Below are 21223 nucleotides of genomic sequence, written 5' to 3' on the forward strand. Positions count from 1 at the left end.
TCTCCTCGGGAGCGTATTGTGTTTTCAACAAATCAGCGCCGAGGTCGGGCTGTGGCTCCCCACACTAGGTGACAGTCAGCTACCATTTGATATTTCGGGGTCAGGTTCACTTTTTGAGAAAGATCGCCAGTTCCCGGGCCACCGTTTCCGGATCTTCCCGCTGTGGGAAGTGCCCGACATTCTGAAGGACGATCCGGTCGAAGGGACCGGAGAACTTCTTGTGCAGGTCTTCGGACAGTTCCGGTGGATTGACGCCATCCTCGATGCCCTGAAAGTAAACCGCTGGAAGAGAAAGGGATCGCGTCTCCCTGATGCGATCTTCGAGCCAGACGCTTTGCAGATCGGGCTCGGCCTCGCCCCACCGAACTCTGTAGCTGTGGAGAGTAATGGCCACCCAGTCCGGATTGTCGAAGGATTTCGACACGGCGTCGAACGTCTCCTCGTCGAACCAGCCGTCGGGGCTCCAGTTTTCCCATTGAATCCGTGCGAACCCGTGCGGATCCCTTTCGATCGCGTCGGCGCCGCGCTTCGTTGCCATGAACCAATGATACCAATAGCGCTGCGCCTGCCGGAAGGGCGGCGTCTTCAGTCCGCCAAAGCGCGGCAGCGAGGAAAGAAGCGCCATCCTGTCGACGCGGCCCGGCCATCCGATGGCAAGCGCTTCGGCGATATTCGACCCCCAGTCGTGACCGACGACGGAAAACCGCTCGATGCCGAGACCGTCCATAAGGGCGATCGCGTCCATTGCGAGAACCGCGCCGTTCGCGGTGCGCAACACCTTGTCGTTCCGGAAAACGGTTCCGCCGAAGCCGCGAAGGTAAGGCGCGACGAGACGAAGGTTTCGGTGCTGCAGGTTTGACGACACAGCTTTCCAAGTGGAGGCGTCGTCGGGCCATCCATGCAGCAAGAGAACTGGATGACCGTCGCGTGCTCCCGATTCTTCGAAAGCAATCTGCAGGTCACGGGTGTGGAGGTGCGGCATGACAATACTCCTGGTTCGACAAGGCAACACGCAGAGCCGGCGCTTGGTTCCGGTGAATGGAACATTACAGCGCCCCGGTGCCTCGGGCAGAAAACGCCCCACACGCCGAAGGTGGCAGTCATGAAATTCCCGCACCCATTTTCGATCGGCGGACACTCCATCCTCGCCGCCGCAAGCGCAACGCTCGTAGCACCGGTCCTTCCCTGCGCCGCGTGATCGGCTTCGAACAGCAGGAGAACACGCAGATGGACGACCCGACAACGAAGTAGCAGAAGCCACCCTTCCAGGACGCACCGGCCTATTCCATAGTTTCAAGAACGCTCGGCTTTGCTTGTGCCGAGGTGCGTCAAGCACGCCACTATCGCGAACCCTTCTCCGGCAACGAGGATGCCGGCTGATGTTCAGTCGAGAAATTCAACAACTACGCCCGGCTTAACCATTCCTGCGAGCTCTTCTACATCCCAATTTGTCAGGCGGACGCATCCATGAGAGCCGACCTTGCCGATGAGTTCTGGATCCGGCGTTCCGTGGATCCCATAGGTGGGTTCCGTCAGATCGATCCAGACTGTACCGACAGGATTGTTCGGCCCGCTCGGTAGCTTTAACATCCTCTTATTATGACCCTGCTGAAAGTTGATCTTCGGATTATAGGTGTATGTCGGCAACCGCGCGACACCTTTGACCTTGTGTCTGCCGGAAGGAGAAGGTGATTCCTCGCTGCCGATCGTGGCTGGGTAGGCTGCCAATAATGATCCGTCTTCCGCAAATGCGTATACTTGGCCCAACTTTCTATGGACTTCGATTCGTTTCACCGCGCCGCTCTTTGCAGCGCCAGATACCGCAATCGAGATTGTTTCACCGGGGGTGAAGGAAGCGCTCGGATTGAGTGTCTTGAGGAGGGCAATGCTCATATGGAAACGTTCGGCCAATTTCTCGGCAATGCTGGTATAACCGAGATGCCGCATCTTTGCCTGCAAGGCATAGTCCTTGGGGATGTTCGGTACGAGGTCCTTCCCGTCGTCTGCTGTTATTGAATAACTCTGAATGACCGGGATTTGGTCATCGAGCCGCGCAATTACGGCGGCATCGGGTTTTTCACTAACGGGAAGTCCTTGCAAATCTTCAAATCCGGCAATTGCCTTGTCGAGGTTCTCCCCGCGAAAGCCGTCGATCGCGCCCGGTGAAGCGCCGGCTCGATCTAGCAAAATCTGGAGTTTTACGATCGCCGCGTCAGGATCCTTCGGCTTGGCGCTTGGCGCTTCGATCTGTATGGACGAAATGGAAGCTGTATTCACATCTTGTGCGGTTATCGCCGCAGCGACAGCCGGATGCCATGATGTCAAAATGATCGAGATCGCAAGGTAACAGCAGCGCGCATTGGCCATAACTGGGAAATAGCCATCCGCGCAAGTTGTTCCATCCGAACGGATGATTGACGATTATTCCGCCTCATCGCTCATCGCTCATCGCTCATCGCGACGTGAAAATCATCCAAGGCTTCTTTTAGCCAGATATTGAGGTGTTCAATCGTCCTGTACCTACGATTGAGGATGAATGCAGTTCGGCACGCCCCGGTCATCGTTCCGTCCCCGAAACTCGATGTCGGCGATCAAGGCGGGCTGTGCGAAGCCCAGGTTCTCGCCCTTGAGGGGAATTTCTTGGTAACAAGGTCGTGGGTTCGATTCTCTTCAAGAGCGCCCGGGGCAATCACCAGAAAAGTCCTGCGACGCTTCCGGCCAGCAAGACCACTTGACGTGTCTTTGGGTCGAACTTCCCGTTAGATGCTACGCTTTCCAGGCCAGGCCGTGAGTGCGAGGTCGATCAGCCGTTTCAACAGGGCGTTGCAGGCGCCGTCGCAAGCCTGAGCGGACATGCCCTGGATGATCGCACCATAGAAGCGCGCGAGCGTGTCGGTGTCGGTGTGTGAAGGCAGTTCGCCTTCCTCAACGGCACGGTCGAAGCGGGCTTTGAGGGTCTGCATCGACGTCTCGCGCAATGCTGCCGTCATCCTTGCCACGGATGCATTCTCTTCCGCATGTTGCAGGACAGCCGTCGAGACCATGCACCCGCGCGGCTTGTCGGGCTGCGTGTCTCCGTCGGCAATATCGTAGAGATAGAGCCTCAGGGCTTCGTGAAGCGGGCGATTGGACTGCAAGATTTCCAATCGACGGCTGTTTTCGCGGGCAACGCTGAAGTCGAGCGCCTGACGGTACAATTCCTCCTTCGAGCCGAACATCGAATAGAGCGTCGGCGGATTGATCCCCATGGCCTTTGTGAGATCAGCGGTCGATGTTCCCTCGTAACCGCGTTCCCAGAACAGCCGTGCCGCGATGTCAAGCCCAACGTCGCGATCGAGCACACGTGGCCTGCCTCGTTTGCGGACTGGCTTCTCCATTAAAATAGTGATCCCTATTAAATTATTGACCAGATGCATTTCGCCTCTTATTGTAGGGATCACTATTTATTTTGGCAACGGAGTGATCAATGTCCAAACGACTCGCAGACAAGATAGCCCTCATCACTGGAAGTTCGCGCGGTATCGGCCGGGCGGCTGCCCTTGCTTTTGCCAGGGAGGGTGCCGCGCTGATTGGCGTGCACTACACCGCCAATGCGGATGCGGCCAATGCCACGGTGCGCGACATCGAAGCGCTCGGCGTCAAGGCCGTCGCTGTGAAGGCCGATCTCAGACAGGGCAAGGACGCGGCCGACGATCTCTGGGTGCAGTTCAGTGAAGCCACGCGTGCTGAGACGGGCTCGTCCGCTCTCGACATTCTGGTGAACAATGCCGGTATCGCGCCCGCCCTGCCGTTGAAGCAGACGAGCGAAGCCGCTTTCGACGAGGTGATGACGATTAATTACAAGGCGCCGTTCTTCCTGATCCAGGTCGTGGCCGACCACATCCGCGACAACGGCCGCATCATCAATGTTTCGACCGGGTTTACACGGATCGCGGCACCGACGCATCCCGCCTATGCCGCCTCAAAGGGCGCGCTGGAGACATTGACATTGGCGCTGGCACCGGAATTTGCGGCTCGGGGGATTACGGTCAATGCCGTGCTGCCGGGTGTGACGGAGACGGATATGAATGCAGAGTGGCTGGCATCGCCTGATGCGCGCGCCGGCGCCGAAGCCCTCTCGGTCTTCTCCCGTGTCGGCCGAGTGGAGGACGTCGCCGACGTCATCGCCTTCCTGGCATCGAACGATGCGCGCTGGACCACTGGCCAGATGATTGATGCAACAGGTGGAGCCCGGATCTGATCGATCCCGAGACTCCGCTATGTTTGCTGCCGTTCAAACCGCGAGAGAGGACGTGTCTTGCTGAGCATCTGTTGTGACGTTGATCAACGAACGCGCCGACAATAAGCTGGTCCCGGTCCTAAACGTTCATACTGGACCCAGTTCGCGATCATTGCGGTTTGCCCTTCAGGTCCAATGCCCGCACGGAAAGTGCGGGTGTTGGCCGGCTATTCAAGAAACGGACTCCGCACACGACTCCTACCTTGCTCATCTCTTATTGTCTCGCGTCCACATAGGACCAGCAAGATCAGCTTATCTTGCTGATATCCCGAAGATCGGGGAAACACCGGCGCGCCTTCCATGATCCACAGCATATCGGCCGTGATAAATGGAGGCACACCCTTCAACACGATAATTCCCTCGCAAGAAACCTCCTGTGACGGACAGTGAGAAAAAACGATTGCGCAAACGTTTCGATGACGCTAGCGTGGCCATATTAGCGGATCCTGTGGAGGCCTCTTGGAGGTTGGAATTCCGCTTGGGAGGATACTTTGAAAAGCCTGTTTGTTGCGCTGCTGGTGAGAGCCGGAGTGCGCTAGTGACGACTATTTCTGCAGTGGCAAAGGCGGCCGGGGTCTCGGTCTCCACGGTTTCGCATGTTCTCAACAAGACGCGCTACGTCTCGCCCGAGAAGGTGAAGCTCGTGATGGATACCGTGGAGGCGATCGGCTACATCCCCAATGCCCTGGCTCGCTCGCTCAAGCTTTCCTCCACGGGCACCATCGGGCTCGTAATATCGGCGATTTCGAATCCTTACTTCAGTGACATTATCTGTGCGATTGAAGCCGAATGTTCCAAGCGAGGCTTGATCGTGTTCCTGTGTGACACGCAGGATGACCCGGATCGAGAACTGGAGCTGGTCCAGCATCTGCATCAGCGTCGGGTCGACGGGATTATTCTTGCCCCTTCGGGCGATCCTAAGAGGTCGCTGGATTACCTCATCGAAGCCGATCTTCCCTGTGTACTCGTTGACAGGCTGTCCGACAGCCGTTTCGACCAGGTCGGGACCGATAACGTCGCTGCCATTCGCATGCTCGTGGATCATCTCGTGACGCTCCATCATAAGCGAGTTGGGATCATTCTTGGGCAGCCCGGTTTTGCGACGACCGTGGAGCGAATGAATGCCTTTCGGGCTGCAATGACGGAAAATGGAATAGAGGTGCCGGACGACTTGATTAGCGACAGCAATAATAACACCGCTGACGCCACTGCTTCGACGCATCGTCTGCTCGAATTGACGGAGCCTCCGACGGCCATTCTTGCATCGAACAATCTCACCATGATCGGCGCAATGAGAGCGATCCGGGAACGGGGACTTCGCGTTCCTGCGGACATTTCCGTGCTGGGGATCGATGATTTCGAATGGGCAGACTATTTCGAACCGCGCCTGACGCTGATAGCTCAGCCTTGCGACGAGATTGGCAGGAAGGCCGCGGACCTGCTCATCGAGCGGATCGGCAATAAGTGTCGCCCGCGCGAAACCATCCGGCTGTTGCCTCTGTTGCGGGTGCGCGAATCGTGTGGGGAGGCGGCATGAGCGAGATTGTTCTTTCTGCGAAAGGTGTCTCCAAACGTTTCGGTGGGGTTCAAGCGCTGCGTGGCGTCGACTTCGAGTTAAAGGCCGGGGAGATTCATGCGCTGCTGGGCGAGAACGGTGCCGGAAAGTCGACGTTGATGAATCTGCTGTCTGGTGTGCATACACCGGATGAGGGTGAGATATTCGTCGGCGGGAAGCCTGCGCTGTTCCATAGCCCACGCGATGCACAAGCAGCGGGCATCGCAACGATCTTCCAGGAGCTGGATCTCGTTCCAAGCCTAAGTGTGGCTGCCAATCTCTTTCTCGGGCACGAGCTTGTTCGTCCGCATGGCATGCTCGACAGCAAGGCAATGCTGCACGCGGCGCGCGAAAGACTGGACACGATCGATCGGTCTATCAATCCGGCCCAGCTTGTGAGTGAGCTTTCCATCGGTCAGCGTCAGGTCGTCGCGATCGTCAAGGCGCTTTCCTACGCGTCAAGAGCGCTCATTATGGATGAGCCGACGGCTGCCTTGACCGTCGGCGAAGTGGACCGCTTGTTCGATATAGTGCGCAGCCTGGCATCGTCGGGAGTTGGCATCATCTATATCTCGCATCGTCTCGAGGAGGTCCCCCAGATCGCCGATCGTGTAACGGTCATGCGGGATGGCAGAGTGGCTGGCGTAACCGAACCGGATGCGCCGCAGGGCGAACTCGTCCAGCTTCTCGTCGGACGTCCCTTGAACGAGCTTTATCCGCGTCGCTCAGACAATGTTGGTGATGTACTTCTGCGGATGCGGCAGGCTTCCTTCCATCCATATCGTGCGTCTCCCGGTTGGCAGGCTCCGATCAAGGTCGATCTGGATGTTCGGCGTGGTGAAATCGTCGGGCTCGCCGGCGTTATGGGGGCGGGTCGCACCGAGCTTTTGAGCGCTCTCTACGGAGCAGGCGTGCCGGGCTATTGGCAGGGTGAGATTGTGCTTGGCGGTAGGCCGGCTAAGCTCAAGTCGATCGCGGCCGCTCGTAGGGCAGGGTTGGCATTCGTAACCGACGATCGGCGAGGGGCCGGTCTCATGCTGCGCATGTCGGTAGGCCTCAATTTGGTCATGTCGGTCATCCGCCGGATATCACCCAATGGCTTGCTGTCTGGGCGACGCCAAGAGGAAGCGATCAAGAGTTCTTTCGGCCAATTCGACATCCGCCCAAAGAATCCCGGTGTCGCGGTCGGAGCTCTCTCAGGGGGAAATCAACAGAAGGTGGTCCTTGCAAAGGAAGTGCTGGGCAACCCGCGCCTATTGCTTCTCGATGAGCCAACGCGAGGCGTCGACGTCGGCGCAAAGGTGGAAATTTATACCCGCTTGCGCAACCTTGCTTCTGAGGGATTGGGCATTCTTGTCGCGTCGAGCGAAATGCCTGAGCTGATCGGCCTTTGCGATCGAATAGTGGTTTTGCGCAACGGCTGCAGCGTTGCTGAATTTTCTGGCGGCGTCGACGAGCATGCGGTCCTAGTGGCCGCCAACGGGAGGGAGGTCTGATGTCCGAACAACAAATCACGTCCAGTCCAGCGATCGAGCCTGCCAAGCGTATTGATCCGCTTGCGGTGATGGTCCGCTTCCAAAGCCTGATCGGTCTTGTACTTGTCTTCGCCGGTGGCATCATTTTCTCGCCGCGTCGGCATGGTGTCATCCTGTTTCTTCAACCCGACAACATTGCCAACGTTGTCCGCGCCGTATCCGAAACTGGTATCATAGCGATCGGGATGACGTTCGTGATCATCACCGCTGGAATCGATCTCTCGGTCGGGGCGATACTCAGCCTTGCGAGCGTCGTTACAGCAACGCTCATGGTGTCTGGCGGCTTTGGATTGATAACAACGGTTCTGGCGGTGCTGCTGATGGGCACCTGTTTCGGATTGGTCCAGGGAGCGATCTCGAGCAAGTTTCGGCTTGAGGCATTTATCGTCACTCTTGCCGGTTTGCAGGCCGCGCGTGGGCTTGCACTTGTGGTATCGGGAAATCAGTACATCAACATTTCCTACGGAGATGGACCTGGGCTCGCGCCGCCAAGTTTTGCAATTCTGGGAGGCCGGCTCTTCGGTAACGTCGTTCCCGTTGCCACGATTGTCTTTCTGATCTTTGCCTGCATTGCGACGCTCATCCTAAACACCACCAGGTTCGGCCGGTATGTTTATGCTGTCGGCGGCAACGAGCGTGCTGCCCGCATCTCGGGTGTTCCGGTATCGGCAATCAAGATCGCCGTTTATGCCATCACAGGCTTCGCATCCGCGCTGGCTGGCATCGTTCATGCGGGGCAGTTCAATTTTGGAAGCGCCAACGACGGCACCGGCTATGAACTGACGGCCATTGCGGCGGTTGTCATCGGGGGGACGAGCCTCTTCGGCGGCTCGGGATCGATGGTGGGAACAATTGCCGGTACGATCATGCTGGGCGCTCTGGCAAATATTCTTCAGCTCAACAACATCACGCCGGCCATGCAGCTGCTTGCGACAGCGGCGATTATTGTCCTGGCGGCAGTCCTCCAATCCCTCGTTCGCCGCCGCGAAGGATTGGGAAGGTAGTTTGGTGGCATCTCCCGGAAGGTGGAGCCGGGATTAACGTGGAGGAGAAAGCAATGACAAATGCACTTCGATTCTCGAATGCCTGGCGCATTGGCTTGCTGGCGAGCTCTTGTCTGGCTATCGTCAATGTGGCTCAGGCTGCTGATCCGCTCGTGAAAGCCTGTGCCAAGACCGGCGAATTCGTGATCGGCTTTTCGCAGGCAAACAATGCGGAACCCTACCGCCAGCATGTCAACGATGAACTGCAGGCAGCCGCCAAGGCCGTTCCGCAGTTCACGCTGCAGATTGCCGACGGCGCCGGCAACGTCAACACGCAGACATCGCAGGTCGACAATTTCATCACGCAAAAGGTCGACCTTCTGTTGATCTCGCCCTTCGAGGCGGCGCCCCTTACACCCGCCGTAAAGAGAGCAATGGACGCGGGTATTCCGGTGATCGAGCTTGATCGGAAGACCAATGGTGAAGCCGGGAAGGACTACACTGCGTTTATCGGAGGAGACAACTACAAGATCGCTCTGGCGGCGGGTCAATATACAAGCAAGACGCTTCTGCCCGATGGCGGCGAAGCTGCGGTGCTGGAGGGGCTCCCGAGTTCAACGCCTGCAGTCGAGCGACTGAATGGCTTTAAGGATGGCGTAAAAGCTAATCCCAAGATCCAGATCGTGGCGGAACAAGCGGCTGACTGGTTGCCGGACAAGGCGCAAACAGCTTTCGCCGCTATGCTTCAGGCACATCCAGATATCAAAATGGTCTATGCCAGCAACGATATGATGGCGGCGGGTGCTCTGCTTGCCGCAAAGGGTGCCGGAAAGAGCGTGAAGATCATCGGCACTGACGGATTGCCCGGCCCAGCTGGCGGGATTGAAGCGGTCGCCAAGGGTGATTGGTCCGCGACATTCACGTATCCGACGGGCGCGAAAGAAGCGATCGATATGGCAAAGTCGATATTGCTGGACTGCGTGTCCTCGGTACCTGCAACGGTAACGGTCGACACAACCGCCATCACGCCTGAGAATGCAAAGCAGATGACCGGTAAATAGAACTCTGCAACCAATCCGGCTGGACATAAGATCCAGCCGGATTGAGGGGATCGCAAGGCGACTGCTGTCGCGGCATATACCTTCCGGCGTCACCGTGCCAATGCCTGTCACCTTGACGCTGATAAAAGAAGCTTGTGGCTATTCGACCTATTATGTTCTTGCCGCGGACTGAGCCAAGCTTGCTGGACGCCTCACACAGGCCGGAAAAAGCTTTCCAATTCAAAAGGTAGTGCGGTCGTCGATTTGGATGGCCGTTAGTTCTGACCCGTGCAAGAGCGAGGCTAAATTGCGTGCTTGAGTACGCCTGTGCCAATTATATCGTCTACGGTCTCGCCGCGCCTAAATATTGATATCTCAAATGCCGGCATACCATTCGTAGCCACGATCTTCCCAGAACCCGCCATTGCCGCCCCAGAGATCATCGAACCGGTCACGGATTTCGATACGCATGACGTATTTGGCGTGTTTGTAGCCAAGATGGCGCTCGACGCGCAGGCGCAAGGGGGCACCGTGTTCGACTTCCAGATCCTTGCCATTGAGTGAGTAGGCGAGGATCGACTGCGGATGAAAGGCGTCGATCAGGTCGATACTCTCGTAATAGCGGCCGCTGCCATCGAGCGTCTGTTCCAGTTCATCCGCACAATAGAAGACGGCGTAGCGAGCGCCTGGCTTCAAACCGGCAGTCTGCAGGATCAGCCCGAGAGGAACACCCTGCCATTTACCGATGGCACTCCAGCCTTCGACACAGTCGTGGCGGGTGATCTGGGTGCGAGAAGGCAGCTTCTTCAGATCAGCCAACGAAAATTCCATCGGCCTATTGACCATGCCGTCGATCTTGAGCCGCCAGTCGGCAAATTGGGTTTCGACCATCTGGACATATTCGGCGCTGTTTGGCTGAATTGACCCATTCGGATGAAAGTTCGGCGAAATGTCCGCGTCGGTATATTCCCGGGCAAGCGTCTGCGGCGAAACGATGAGCCGCTGTGTGCCCATGGTCACCCGCTCCGCCAGAGCGAGCACCTTCTGCACATGCTGGTTCTGAGAAATGTCATCGCATCCGGTCAGGCCCACGGCGCCCAGACTGGCGGCCGAGCCGATGAGAAAACGGCGGCGAGTGAAGATGGAGCTCATCGGTCGGTCTCCTCGTTGATGATAGCGTAGCGGCCGGTCACCATCGAACGTATGTTGTTCCAAAGGCCGGAAAGAATGACCATCGCGATATGCACGACGACGAAGGCCACCAGGCTCCAGGCGGTGATGAAATGAATGGAGCGGGCCGATTGGCGACCACCGAAAATATCGAGCAGGAAGGGGTAACCGGCATCTATCGCGGGTGACATGGTCAATCCCGAACCAATCATCAGCGGTAGCAGGATGAAGATGACGATGAGATAGGTCAGCTTCTGCAACGCATTGTAGTGTCGCGCCTTTTCGCCCTGCGGGAAGCGCAACCGGGCATGATCTTTGATTTCATGCCAGATATTCCCAGGCGTGATATCTTGAATCGTCGGCGCCAGATCGCGGCGGAAATGACCGCCGATCAGGCCGTAGGCCATGTAAACGAGCCCATTGATGACAAACAGCCACGCGAAGAAGAAATGCCAACGCCGGCCAGCCGCAAGATCCTGGTAGCCGGGTATCGTCCCCCAAGCCGGGAATGCGCGCGGCATCATTTCACCGTTGGCCGTGGAAGCACCGAGTATGCCGGTGGTGGTCATCGAGAGACGGCCGATGCGCAATATTCCGGTGATGCTATCGCCATCCTGATTGCTGGCGATTTCGAACCACGATGGATCTTCAACTGCTCCGTAATTTCCCCAATGTAATTGTGGATCGGCATTGAAGATCTGCATGCCACTCATCAGCAGCAAGGTCAGACACAGCACATTGATCCAGTGCGTTATCCGCGTAAGAGCCGAATGACGGCGAATGAAGATCTTGACCGGGGGAGATGGCGGCGCGGTGCCGATCTGCTCGATGCTTGCCATGGATAATTCTCCTGACGTGCCGCCGGAAGGCGGTGTCCGAAATCATTATGCTGCGACGCTATTGCCGCTCATTGAGCTGCCCGGATGCGATCGGCAACCGGGCAGTCCCGTGATGTCGGCATAGATGCGTCACATTGGCGGGATGACGCCGTTTATGCCGACCACGACACGGTCGGATTCAACCGTATTGTCTCCATCGGTCGTGCCGTTGATGATGACTCCTGCGCCGGGTTTGATGTCGTCCTTCGTCGCCTTGCCGAAGGTGACGACCGGCGTGCCCGGCGGGATCGAGATCTTCTTCTCGCCGCCCTTATAGGTGAGCGACAGGGTTGGGCCGTTGACCGAGGTGACGGCGCTGGCAACCGTCGCATTGGTCATCGAGCTCTTCGGCTTCAGATCCCAGCCGTAATCGCCCTCGCCGGTGCCTTTCATTGCGGCTGGGAAGATCAGCACTTCGAGCGCTCCGTTGATGCCGCTGTCGGTCGGAACGGACGCGATGCCGACGAAATCCCCAGGCTTGATGTCTGTCACGGAGGCGTTGACGATGCCGTTAACGGCCCAGCCGGATTTCAGCTTGATCGTCACGTCCTTGCCTTCGCGCGATTTGACCATCAGCGTATCGCCGCTGAGGCTTTCCACGACGCCGCGAACGCGCGCCTTATCGGCAGCCTGCGCGGATAGTGTGGTCACGGCTCCAAGCGCCAGCACCATACCCATGATCTTCAACTTCGTGAGCGACATACTGCTCTCCATATCTTGCATATTTTCGATATGATGCCCATCCGGCTATCTGAAGCAGGTAGGGCGATCGCTTTGGAAACGGGGCAAGGTGGCTATCGCGTCCTGTCGCCAATAGCAGATTGTCCCTCAGTTCCGCACCCTCATTCGGAGCCCGTGCGAATGCGTTACAGCGATCACGCCGTTGTGATTACAAGAAAGGCGACAAAAAATCGGGTTCAGGATGTAACAAGTAGCGCTCGTCAACGAATGACTGCCCGTGGATGACGAAATCGGTGTCGGAACAAGTCCTGAAAGGCTTGATGCTTCTATCGCTTGATGGCGATGAAGCTGCATACAGACGCTTGCTCGTTATTTTGCGGGATCTGCTTTTGGCCTTTTATCGGCGGAGGCTTGGGTCCAACGCCGACCGCGACGCTGAGGATCTGGTCCAGGAGGTGCTTCTGGCGGTGCATAGCCGGCGCATCACCTATGATCGGGAACGGCCGTTTACCGCGTGGTTTTTCCAAATCGCGAAATACAAGTTGATTGATCATTTCAGGGCAAATGGCAGCAAAAGTGGTGTCGAAATAGCATTGGGAGACGAGATCGCGGCTGAATTTCGAGAGGAGGCGCTGTTTGCTCATCTCGACGTCGACCGTCTTCTCGATCAATTGCCCGCCAAACAGAAGGAGCTTCTGCGGCAGGTAAAGATCGCCGGAAAGACCACTGCTGAAGCCGCGATCGAGAGCGGGCAGTCTGAAGCAATGGTTCGCGTCAGCATTCACCGAGGGATGCGCGCGATTGGACGCAAGCTGGGTTTTGCCAATGACGAAAAATGATGAATTCATCGAGGTTCTGGTAAGCGATCTTGCCCCGGTTCGCCGTCATGCGCTGCGAATGCGGCTTGCGCTTACGATCGTTGTCGGCGTGATCGGCGCGGCTGTTGCGCTGCTGATATCGCTCGTCTTTCGCCCGCATCTGCATCATGTGACGGTGGCGGCGTTTTGGGTGAAGTTTTTATACACAGCCGTATTGATGAGCGCGACGATCGTCGCCCTTGACCGGGTTGCGCGGCCGGAGGGTTCGATTGGGAACATGGTTCGGGTTCCGGTCGTGGCATTCAGTATCGTCATTCTTCTGGCGATCGCTCAACTCTGGCTGTCGCCGGCTTCATCCTATCCGGGTTTGATCGTTGGATATTCGGCGTCCTTTTGCCCGTTCCTGATCGTGGCTTTCGGCATTCCCGCTTTCTGTGCCAATATCTGGTTTCTCAGACGTGCAGCCCCCACGCGTCCTATGCTTGCCGGCTTCGTCGCAGGTGCTTGCGCCGGGGGCGTCGGCGGCTGGGTATATTCCTGGGCCTGTGTCGAAAACGGTATCCCATTCATCGCGATATGGTACACGCTCGGCATCCTGCTGAGTGGGCTGGTCGGAAGCCTGGTCGGCAAAGTCACCCTGCGCTGGTAGCTTCGTTTTGACTTGCAGAGGTGCTGCAGGCATGCGGCCGATCTGAAGCCTTTCCCATTTTTTTTGATGGTGATGGTCAGCGTGAGGGCGATCGACGGGAGACGATCGGGCATTTTCGCGTTATGAATGGTAGTCATTGATCCTACCAATCAGACGCCGAGGTTCTTCACATGGCTTTGAACGTGCTTTTCATTGGCGGTACCGGCCAAATCTCATATCCCTGCGTCGAGCGTGCTGTTGGCCAGGGGCATCGCGTCAGTGTCTACAACCGCGGCCTGAGGGGCGACCCGTTGCCTGCGGGTGTGACTTCGATCACAGGCGAACTCGGATCGGCTGCCTATGCCGATCTCGCCAGAGCCAACTATGACGTCATATGCCAGTTCATCGCGTTCACGCCGGATCAGATTGCGCGAGACATCGAGGTGTTTGCGGGCAATTGCGGCCAGTACATCTTCATCTCTTCGGCTTCGGTCTACCAGAAGCCGGCACGCCACTACGTCATCACCGAAAAAACGCCGGCCATCAATCCCTACTGGCCCTACAGCCAGGCCAAGATCGCCTGCGAGCAGCTGCTCATGGCGTCAAAGGGGCTGGCCTGGACGATCGTCCGTCCCAGTCACACCGTGCGCACCGGCCTGCCGATCATGATGGGTGATAGCGACATAGTGGCGAGGCGCATGCTGGATGGCGAGCCCACGATCGTCGCAGGTGATGGCCATACGCCGTGGACACTGACGCGCTCGGTCGATTTCGCAGTGCCTTTCGTCGGGCTTTTCGGCAAGCAGACAGCCCTGACTGAAATCTTCCACATCACCTCCGATCGCGCCCATATATGGGATGATATTCAGAAGGCGATCGCCAGATTGCTGGGTGTCGAGGCGAAAATCGTCCACGTGCCGACGGATACGCTCATCAAGTATAATCCGGATTGGGTCGGCCCCTTGGTCGGCGACAAGGCCTGGACCGCGATCTTCGACAATTCGAAGGTCAAGCGCGTTGCCGGTGACTTCACCTGCGCCGAGAACCTGGACGAAATCCTCGCCGAACCGATCATGCATTTGAAGCATCGCCTCTCCAAAAATCGTCCCCCAAAGGGCGAGCTCGATGCTCTGATCGACAGAATTTGCGCAGCGCAAAACGCTTTGGGATAGGACAGGCATTTCTTGAGCGCCGCTTGGGGCGCTGCCTGTTGATTACCAGCTGAAAATGATCCACTTGCACATTTTAGATCACCCGCTGCGCACTCGCAACTTCTTGAAACCGTTGGCTTTGTTTGCTTCTGTCAGATCGGATTGAAATCCTCACATCCTGGTGGCAACTGGACCGCCTTCCGGAGCAACGTCGCATGCCGTGGCTGAATGGTGCAAAGGACATTCTGGGCTGGTGACAACGAACTTGCCGGCATTCTGGAGCGGAATGCGGCACGCCCTCTGGTGATACAGCCGGCGACTCTCAGTCGCAGTGCTTTGGTGCCTTAAGCGTCTTCACCATCCTGTCAATCACCGGCCCGAACCGCTTCCGCTGCGTGGCGGGATACTCGAGTGTGAAGTTTCCCATTGCGTCATCGCAGAGCGCGATCTGCCGCATGTAGATGATCCGGTCGCCCTTGGTTCCCGAAAAGCTCGCCCATGAGGCACCGCGCTTCTCGTAGGTGAACTTCCAGCCGTCCTCGGTCTCGAACTTCTTCCGAAGGTCACTCTCCTGGCTGAAGCCGCCTTCCGTCAGATAGTTGCCCCAGACCGACAGCTTCGCCGTTCCGTCCGCGCTCTCAAGACCGATCCCGTCGCCGTTGTCGGGCGTCTGAATCGTTTTGAAGTCTGCTGGAAGGTCGATCACGTACCCGAAGCGGCCGTTTTCATACGGTTTGAAGTCCGCGGCAACAACAGATGTGGCAAATACACATGCGGCGAAGATGGTGGAGAAGCGATACATGGCAGCCCTCTGATGTGTCTCGCGCCAGAGGAAGTCACGAACACCGATCGGAGGTCAACAGATATCATGCCGTCTCAAGGGCGTCGTTCCGGAATGACACGAGATCTTCATCGGCACTGACGCAGCAGCCTGCCCTGTGAACGCTTATAGTCCATTTGGTGCGGAGCCAAAACCTACCATGAATGAGATCGAAATCGCTAAGAATGGCATGGCTAATTCAGGTCGCGCGCAAGAAGAATTCGGTTGGAGTCTTGCCATGTTTCCCGGTTGCGGACCGGTGGTGTGGTTCATCCGAATGCCTCTGGTTGTCCGCTATCAGCATGTCGTCCTCATCCAGCCGCTCGACGACTAAGTAAACATGGTCGGGTCCGGGAGGGTCTGGATCCAGATCGTAAGTTACTCCGACGTCGCCGGCTTGCTGGGAGCGAACCTCAATGCGCTGCCAGCCTCGCCTTTCGAGCAGTCGCGCCAGATTGCCTGCTCCGACGGTCATCGGAATGTCGATTCCGGACTCTTGAAGGAGTGCGCTTAGGTGCGCGGCGCATCCGTTGTGTGGAAATTCCGGGAGGACTTTCGAAGCGGTCTTCCACGCTTTCGTAAGTCCCTGCGGAGATTTTCCATTCTCGATCAGTTCTGGGATGTGGACCTTGTCGTTAGAGGGGCTTGCCCCCTCGACCGATGCCGCTTCTTCCGCAATTACGACGTCGTAAGGTTGGAATTCTTTCCGAAAATTCCCAACATGCCGGTCGGCCCGCTTTGATCCCGAATCCGCATAGTTTTTGAGTTTTTGATAGAAGATTTTGGTTACCTTGCGGAAACCGAGGTATACCGGATGGAGTTCGTTTGCCCACTCGTCTCTGGTAAGTGTCCCTTGTGTATTGATGAGGTGATAGTTGTTTCCTTCGACTGCCTCAAGGCTTAGGAGCATTTTTCGAAATCGCTGTAGAGCATCCTTAGCTATACGCTCTCCATCGATTTGCGACCAGTTATTGAGATCGAGAGCGGGTTTCAGCCATGGCCCGGCACACAAGGGATGCACATAGCTTGGAATCGGAAAATCGTAATCGTGACCGAATATCGGGACTCCCGGAGCGTACCTGTCTCTAAGTTCGAAGAGCGACAGGTACGATTCCTTCACAATGCCGAGGGCCTTCGCAAATCGATCATTATTCAGACCGGAATTCTTACCGTTGTTGAATTCGAGGAACATTCCAAATCTGCCAACGACGTCGTTTCCGCCGGCCGACACTAAGATGCCATGCGGCTTGCCTCCGATCCAGTTGGCTCCGTCCCTGAGTTGAGCAATCATTCTTTCTTGCTTCGGCCCTGACATCATATCGGTGGACGCATCGCCCCAGTGGGCAAGGTTCAACACTGTTACCGGATGCGTCCCATAGGTTTGAAGTTGGAAAATTACGTCGGTTTGTTGGAAGGCGGGACCGTTGTTCAATAGCGGATAGTCGAACCAGGAATCTCCCACGGACATCATGACGAAGGGCGGTGCTATCGCCTTTGCGGATAGTCGCGCAGCAGCCTGTCTTCCGGCGGAAATTCGTGCGATTGTCTTTTGGTGCTCCTTGATGCGCTCACGAATGTCCGCATCGATCCGATCTTGCAGATTGTCGATGGGTAACTTATCCATTGGCATCGTCGCTCCTCCGATGCTTTGGGCACAACCTAGCCGGATACTGGGTCCAAGAGGTTAGCCGATCAATTCCCCCTTAAGCGGTAGATCAGTTGGCATTCGATCCTCTTCAGAGTGTTGGACGGCTAATAAACCCGGTCTGAAGCGATTGACGTCGTCTGGAGGGCATGAACCTCTTCCAGGCGCTCGACCATTTCACCAATCGTCACGTTCCGACGATCTTAGACCGTCTTGACGACGAACTCCTCCTGTGTGTCAGAGCGAATATGTTTGAGACCATGCGCTTGATGATGTCGTCTGCACATCCAATCATTGGGTCCTAAGCCAAGCGGAAATCAACGTTGTGGTTGCTCGCGTTGTTTCCCAACAACTCCGAACGGACTGTAAATCGTGTGATGCATGTTGCGTCGGCAATGAGCCTGCCTCAAATCCTTCGAGCTCGGCAACCCTGAATAGCCGCTCTTTTTCGAGTGTTTTGGAAAAGATCCTGCAGGTCATATCATTGTAATTATTTTTATAAGTTCCCTTTTCAGAAGAAATATAAAGAAAATCGTCGCTAAAATACACACGTATTTCATCGAATGTTAATCCAGTAGTAGCATAATATACATTATTATAATCAGAAATTGTAATTTGTATTCAAAAATATATTGTGATAAAACATGGATAAGCTTGGGGAGGGCGCGGTGTTTTATCTCCGTCACGCCATGACCGTTGTGTTGAGCGCCATGCTGCTCGCACCATTGTCTTTGAAAGCCGCCGAGCAGGTCGGCCAGGCGGTGCTGATTAAAACCGAAGTTACGGGTGCTGGCGGTGCGCTGGCGGTCGATGATCCCGTTCATCGGGACGAGCAAATTCGCACCTCGATTTCGGGTCTCGGACAGTTCACATTTCGCGACGGCACGAGATTGGCCGTCGGAGCCGGATCGTCCGTTACCATTGACAAATTCGTGTTCGATGACTCGGGCGCAGTGAAAAAGCTGACCATAAATGCGGCAAAGGGCAGCTTTCGTTGGATGAGCGGAAATTCGAACCACTCAGCCTATCAGATCGTGACGCCGGCCGGAACGATCGGCGTGCGCGGAACCGCGTTTGATTTTTATGTCGGAGCCAACGGCACGACTGCGGTCGTTCTGTTGAACGGCGCCGCGCAATTCTGCGGCGCGGGTGGCTGCAGGCAGCTGAAACAGCAATGTGATTGCGTCGTTGCGAAGCGCAACGGTCAGATCAGCGAACCTCGCCGGGTCAATCGCGACGTTCTCAAGACGCTGGGCAACCAGCGGGCTCTGCCGTTTCTGTCGGGGGATCAGCAACTTTCAGGGCGAATGGGTTTTGTCGGTGGCGGTGGTTGTGGTCTGTCGATGGCGACGAGGAGCCAGCCGAACGGGATCTCTCCCCGCAGCGCTCCCGCGAATAATCCTGCACCGGCACCGCACGATACGCCGAGCACACCCAGTCCCCAGCAATCACCACACGCCGATGCGCCTGCCGCACCACACGAAACTCCCAGTACGCCGGATGTCTCGAATCCGCCAAGCGCGCCCGACAAATCAGGCAAACCGCACGAGCATGATGGCGACGAAAGCGAGCATCACGATCGCCATGAACATCACGACAATCATGGCAGAGGCGATCACGGATGGGGTGATCATCAAGGAGATGACGGGGATAGCCAAGGCGATGGCGGCAACCATGGCGGTCACGGTGGTGGGCATCACCAGCGATAGCGCCGTGAGTTGCGCAGGATGGCTTCAAACCAGATAGACGATTTCCGCTTTTCTTCGAATCGCGAAAACGCTCTATCTTCTTGTTTTTACGCAGTTCCGGACGCAAAATCGCTCGGCACTTTTGCTGGAACTGCTCTAGATGTCGGCTGCCTTGTCCTCCGCGGTCTCGTCGACGAAGTGTCCGCCCCGTCGCGAAATCTGGCTGTAAAAATCCTGCAATAGTCCTGTTGCCGCGGCTTGCGCCTTAAGTTTGGCGGTGCTGATGAGTTTGCGGCTGCCTGTCGAGCGTACCCGAAGAGCATTGACAAGCTGCCTGTGCGTAGCCTGCAGTTCGACGAATCCGGCGGATCTTGCCACGCTTTCATCGCCGACCACCGCAAAGAGTTTGGTTCGCATACTCTTACCCTTCAGCGTCAGCGCTCCCGCTTCGAGCAGAGCGCAATCGGCCAGCAAACCTGCCGTCGGTTCAGATACCAGAATGTCGAAATTGACGTCCTTGCAGGCGGATTCGATACGCGCGGCAATGTTGACGGCATCGCCGACTGCCGTGAAATTGAAACGGGTCTCGGCCCCCATATTGCCGACGCATGCCAGCCCCGTGTGGATGCCGATCCCTATTCCGACCCGCCGCGCGTCTCCGAAACCGAAGGCATCGTCGCCATTGAGGCGGGCGAGTGTTTCCCGCATGCCGAGAGCCGCACGCACGGCCTTGCCTGCGTGATCGGAGACATCGACGGGGGCATTCCAGAAGGCCATGATCGAGTCTCCGATGAACTTGTCGAGCGTGCCGTCATTGGCGATGACATGGTGGCTGAGCGCATCGAGCAGCGTGTTCAGAAAGGCGACGACGGCGCTCGGGCTCATCTCCTCGCTGATCTGGGTAAAGTTTCGCACGTCGACGAACATGACCGTCAGTTCGCGTTCATCTCCCCCGAGGCGTAGTGCATTGCGCGTATGCTCGATGCGATGGAGCAGCGATGGCGAGAGGTAATGGCCGAAAGCCCGCCGCACGTCGCGCCGCTCCCGATCCGTCACGAGAAAGCGGAATGCCGTTGCAGCGAAGTGCGTGATCGATCCCGAGACGATCGGTGCCAGCGGGTCGAAGAGAAGTCCCCCATAAAGAAAGGCGGCCCAGGAGGCCACAAGGGCAAAAAAGGTAATCAGCAGGCCACAGGCGAGGGCTGCGGCCGGATTGACGAAGGTGGTGACGATCACCAGAAGGCTGCCTAAGACGGCGATGGACAGGATTTCCAGTCCGTCTGCCCAATCCGGCCGGGACAGGAAACGGCCTGTAAGGATCTGCTCGACGATCTGAGCGTGGATGGAGACACCAGGCACGTTTTCACCAAGGGCCGTTGTGCGGACATCCTGGAGCCCCGAAGCGGAGGTTCCGACGAAAACGATACTGCCTTCGATGGCGGCTCTGATATCGGTGGAGGCGCCTCCGGTCGCGAGTATCTTGCTCGCTGAAATATATCGCTCGGCGGTGTCGCGGCTGACATAGAGCCACAGCTCGCCCGCTGCCGTTACCGGCACGACGAAATTGCCGATCTTGACCCGGGTGAGGGTATTGGGCGTGTGCGGCGCAGCGTCAAGCACGTAGGTGGAGCCTCCCTGTGCGACACGAAGCGCCTCGAGCGCTAGATTGGGATAAAGCTGCTTGCCGTCGCCGAGGAAAAGCGGAACCGCGCGCACCACTGCCGATGATGCGCCAGGATTGAGGCTGATATGACCGAGCCCCGCAGCATTGGTTTCCAATTGCGGCTGCAGTGGCGTGGCGGCCTTGATCCTCGGTGGCGCACCGGAGGGATCTTCGCCGGTATAGGCAAATCCTGCCTTGACCGGCGGCAGATAGTTTCCCTCGTTGGAGAGGCCGAAGCCCAGGACCACCGGCCTTCCCGACAGCGATTGGGAAAAAATCTCATCGTTATCCGGTAGTTTGCCAAGCAGTGACGGATCGATGCCAATGACATCGCGAATGACGTTGCGCGGCGACAGGCGGTCCGGCTCGGCGAAGAGGATATCGAAAGCGATGGCGGCCGCGCCCAGATCGGAAAGCCTGTCGACAAGCGCGGCAATCCGGTTTCTTGGCCAGGGCCATTGACCGAACTCCCGCAGCGACGCCTCGTCTATGTCGACGACCCGGACAGGCTGGTTTTCGAACGTCCGGGGCACCAGGCGCTGATACTGGTCGAATGTCAAATCGCGGGCGAGCCTTAGCAACGGAGGATCGCTTGCCCGCAGGGTCGTCAATGCCGTGACGAAGGTCAGACCGATAACGACGCCAATTTGCTGCGCACGCGTCACCATTATGGTCTCAGCCCCTTTGCC

At 57.1% G+C, this 21223-nt stretch carries 19 protein-coding genes; 10 read left to right on the plus strand and 9 right to left on the minus strand.

The window, feature by feature from the left end; all coding sequences use genetic code 11:
* Positions 1 to 106: 106 nt before the first annotated feature.
* A complete protein-coding gene (locus PH562_RS00940; RefSeq protein ID WP_285170992.1) occupies positions 107 to 982 on the minus strand; it encodes an alpha/beta fold hydrolase in 876 nt (291 codons plus the stop codon).
* A 56-nt stretch (positions 983 to 1038) separates the two neighbouring features.
* On the opposite strand from PH562_RS00940, the gene PH562_RS00945 reads away from it, so the two are divergent.
* Positions 1039 to 1251, plus strand: a complete 213-nt coding sequence (locus PH562_RS00945) for a hypothetical protein (RefSeq protein WP_113232443.1) — start codon at positions 1039 to 1041, stop codon at positions 1249 to 1251.
* A 132-nt stretch (positions 1252 to 1383) separates the two neighbouring features.
* Here the strand turns inward: PH562_RS00945 and PH562_RS00950 are convergent, their stop codons facing one another.
* Both PH562_RS00950 and PH562_RS00955 read right to left on the minus strand, forming a co-directional pair.
* Complete coding sequence (locus PH562_RS00950; RefSeq protein WP_285170996.1) at positions 1384 to 2367, minus strand: L,D-transpeptidase family protein; 984 nt, start codon at positions 2365 to 2367, stop codon at positions 1384 to 1386.
* 392 nt (positions 2368 to 2759) lie between these two features.
* On the minus strand, positions 2760 to 3377 hold the full coding sequence (locus PH562_RS00955) for a TetR/AcrR family transcriptional regulator (RefSeq protein WP_113232441.1): 618 nt from the start codon (positions 3375 to 3377) through the stop codon (positions 2760 to 2762).
* Between the two features lie 89 nt (positions 3378 to 3466).
* Between PH562_RS00955 and PH562_RS00960 the strand changes: the two genes are divergently transcribed.
* From PH562_RS00960 to PH562_RS00980, 5 genes are all read left to right on the plus strand, one after another.
* Positions 3467 to 4240, plus strand: coding sequence for an SDR family oxidoreductase (locus tag PH562_RS00960; RefSeq protein ID WP_113232440.1), 774 nt, complete (start codon positions 3467 to 3469; stop codon positions 4238 to 4240).
* Positions 4241 to 4817: 577 nt separating this feature from the next.
* Positions 4818 to 5816 (plus strand): LacI family DNA-binding transcriptional regulator, encoded by a 999-nt coding sequence (locus tag PH562_RS00965; protein ID WP_285171000.1) that lies wholly within the window; start codon positions 4818 to 4820, stop codon positions 5814 to 5816.
* Positions 5813 to 7330, plus strand: coding sequence for a sugar ABC transporter ATP-binding protein (locus PH562_RS00970; protein ID WP_285171002.1), 1518 nt, complete (start codon positions 5813 to 5815; stop codon positions 7328 to 7330). The genes PH562_RS00965 and PH562_RS00970 overlap by 4 nt, the downstream gene beginning before the upstream one ends.
* Positions 7330 to 8373 (plus strand): ABC transporter permease, encoded by a 1044-nt coding sequence (locus PH562_RS00975; RefSeq protein ID WP_113232437.1) that lies wholly within the window; start codon positions 7330 to 7332, stop codon positions 8371 to 8373. Before PH562_RS00970 ends, PH562_RS00975 begins: the two co-directional genes overlap by 1 nt.
* A gap of 53 nt (positions 8374 to 8426) precedes the next feature.
* Entirely contained in the window at positions 8427 to 9413 is a 987-nt protein-coding gene (locus PH562_RS00980) for a substrate-binding domain-containing protein (protein ID WP_285171003.1), read from the plus strand.
* Positions 9414 to 9767: 354 nt separating this feature from the next.
* Here the strand turns inward: PH562_RS00980 and PH562_RS00985 are convergent, their stop codons facing one another.
* The 3 genes from PH562_RS00985 to PH562_RS00995 form a co-directional block, all read right to left on the minus strand.
* Entirely contained in the window at positions 9768 to 10544 is a 777-nt protein-coding gene (locus PH562_RS00985; RefSeq protein WP_285171004.1) for a molybdopterin-dependent oxidoreductase, read from the minus strand.
* The gene (locus tag PH562_RS00990) at positions 10541 to 11401 is read right to left on the minus strand and encodes a cytochrome b/b6 domain-containing protein (RefSeq protein WP_285171005.1); all 861 of its coding nucleotides are present in this window, start codon (positions 11399 to 11401) and stop codon (positions 10541 to 10543) included. The genes PH562_RS00985 and PH562_RS00990 overlap by 4 nt, the downstream gene beginning before the upstream one ends.
* A gap of 129 nt (positions 11402 to 11530) precedes the next feature.
* Positions 11531 to 12142: a hypothetical protein gene (locus tag PH562_RS00995; protein ID WP_112342907.1), complete on the minus strand. Its 612-nt coding sequence runs from the start codon at positions 12140 to 12142 to the stop codon at positions 11531 to 11533.
* 260 nt (positions 12143 to 12402) lie between these two features.
* Here PH562_RS00995 and PH562_RS01000 point away from each other — a divergent pair, with 260 nt between their 5' ends.
* The 3 genes from PH562_RS01000 (at position 12403) to PH562_RS01010 (ending at position 14739) form a co-directional block, all read left to right on the plus strand.
* On the plus strand, positions 12403 to 12960 hold the full coding sequence (locus PH562_RS01000; RefSeq protein ID WP_285171006.1) for a sigma-70 family RNA polymerase sigma factor: 558 nt from the start codon (positions 12403 to 12405) through the stop codon (positions 12958 to 12960).
* The gene (locus tag PH562_RS01005; RefSeq protein WP_285171008.1) at positions 12947 to 13588 is read left to right on the plus strand and encodes an NrsF family protein; all 642 of its coding nucleotides are present in this window, start codon (positions 12947 to 12949) and stop codon (positions 13586 to 13588) included. The genes PH562_RS01000 and PH562_RS01005 overlap by 14 nt, the downstream gene beginning before the upstream one ends.
* A gap of 170 nt (positions 13589 to 13758) precedes the next feature.
* On the plus strand, positions 13759 to 14739 hold the full coding sequence (locus tag PH562_RS01010; RefSeq protein ID WP_285171009.1) for an SDR family oxidoreductase: 981 nt from the start codon (positions 13759 to 13761) through the stop codon (positions 14737 to 14739).
* Between the two features lie 301 nt (positions 14740 to 15040).
* Here PH562_RS01010 and PH562_RS01015 read toward each other — a convergent pair whose 3' ends face one another.
* Positions 15041 to 15520: a hypothetical protein gene (locus PH562_RS01015; RefSeq protein WP_113232429.1), complete on the minus strand. Its 480-nt coding sequence runs from the start codon at positions 15518 to 15520 to the stop codon at positions 15041 to 15043.
* A 217-nt stretch (positions 15521 to 15737) separates the two neighbouring features.
* Positions 15738 to 17162, minus strand: coding sequence for a hypothetical protein (locus PH562_RS01020; RefSeq protein ID WP_285171011.1), 1425 nt, complete (start codon positions 17160 to 17162; stop codon positions 15738 to 15740).
* Between the two features lie 689 nt (positions 17163 to 17851).
* Here PH562_RS01020 and PH562_RS01025 point away from each other — a divergent pair.
* A complete protein-coding gene (locus PH562_RS01025; protein ID WP_285171167.1) occupies positions 17852 to 18892 on the plus strand; it encodes a FecR family protein in 1041 nt (346 codons plus the stop codon).
* Between the two features lie 135 nt (positions 18893 to 19027).
* Here the strand turns inward: PH562_RS01025 and PH562_RS01030 are convergent, their stop codons facing one another.
* Positions 19028 to 21202 (minus strand): CHASE2 domain-containing protein, encoded by a 2175-nt coding sequence (locus tag PH562_RS01030; RefSeq protein WP_483315301.1) that lies wholly within the window; start codon positions 21200 to 21202, stop codon positions 19028 to 19030.
* Positions 21203 to 21223 lie beyond the last annotated feature (21 nt).

It is taken from the genome of Rhizobium centroccidentale, assembly GCF_030182565.1.
Lineage (GTDB): Bacteria > Pseudomonadota > Alphaproteobacteria > Rhizobiales > Rhizobiaceae > Rhizobium.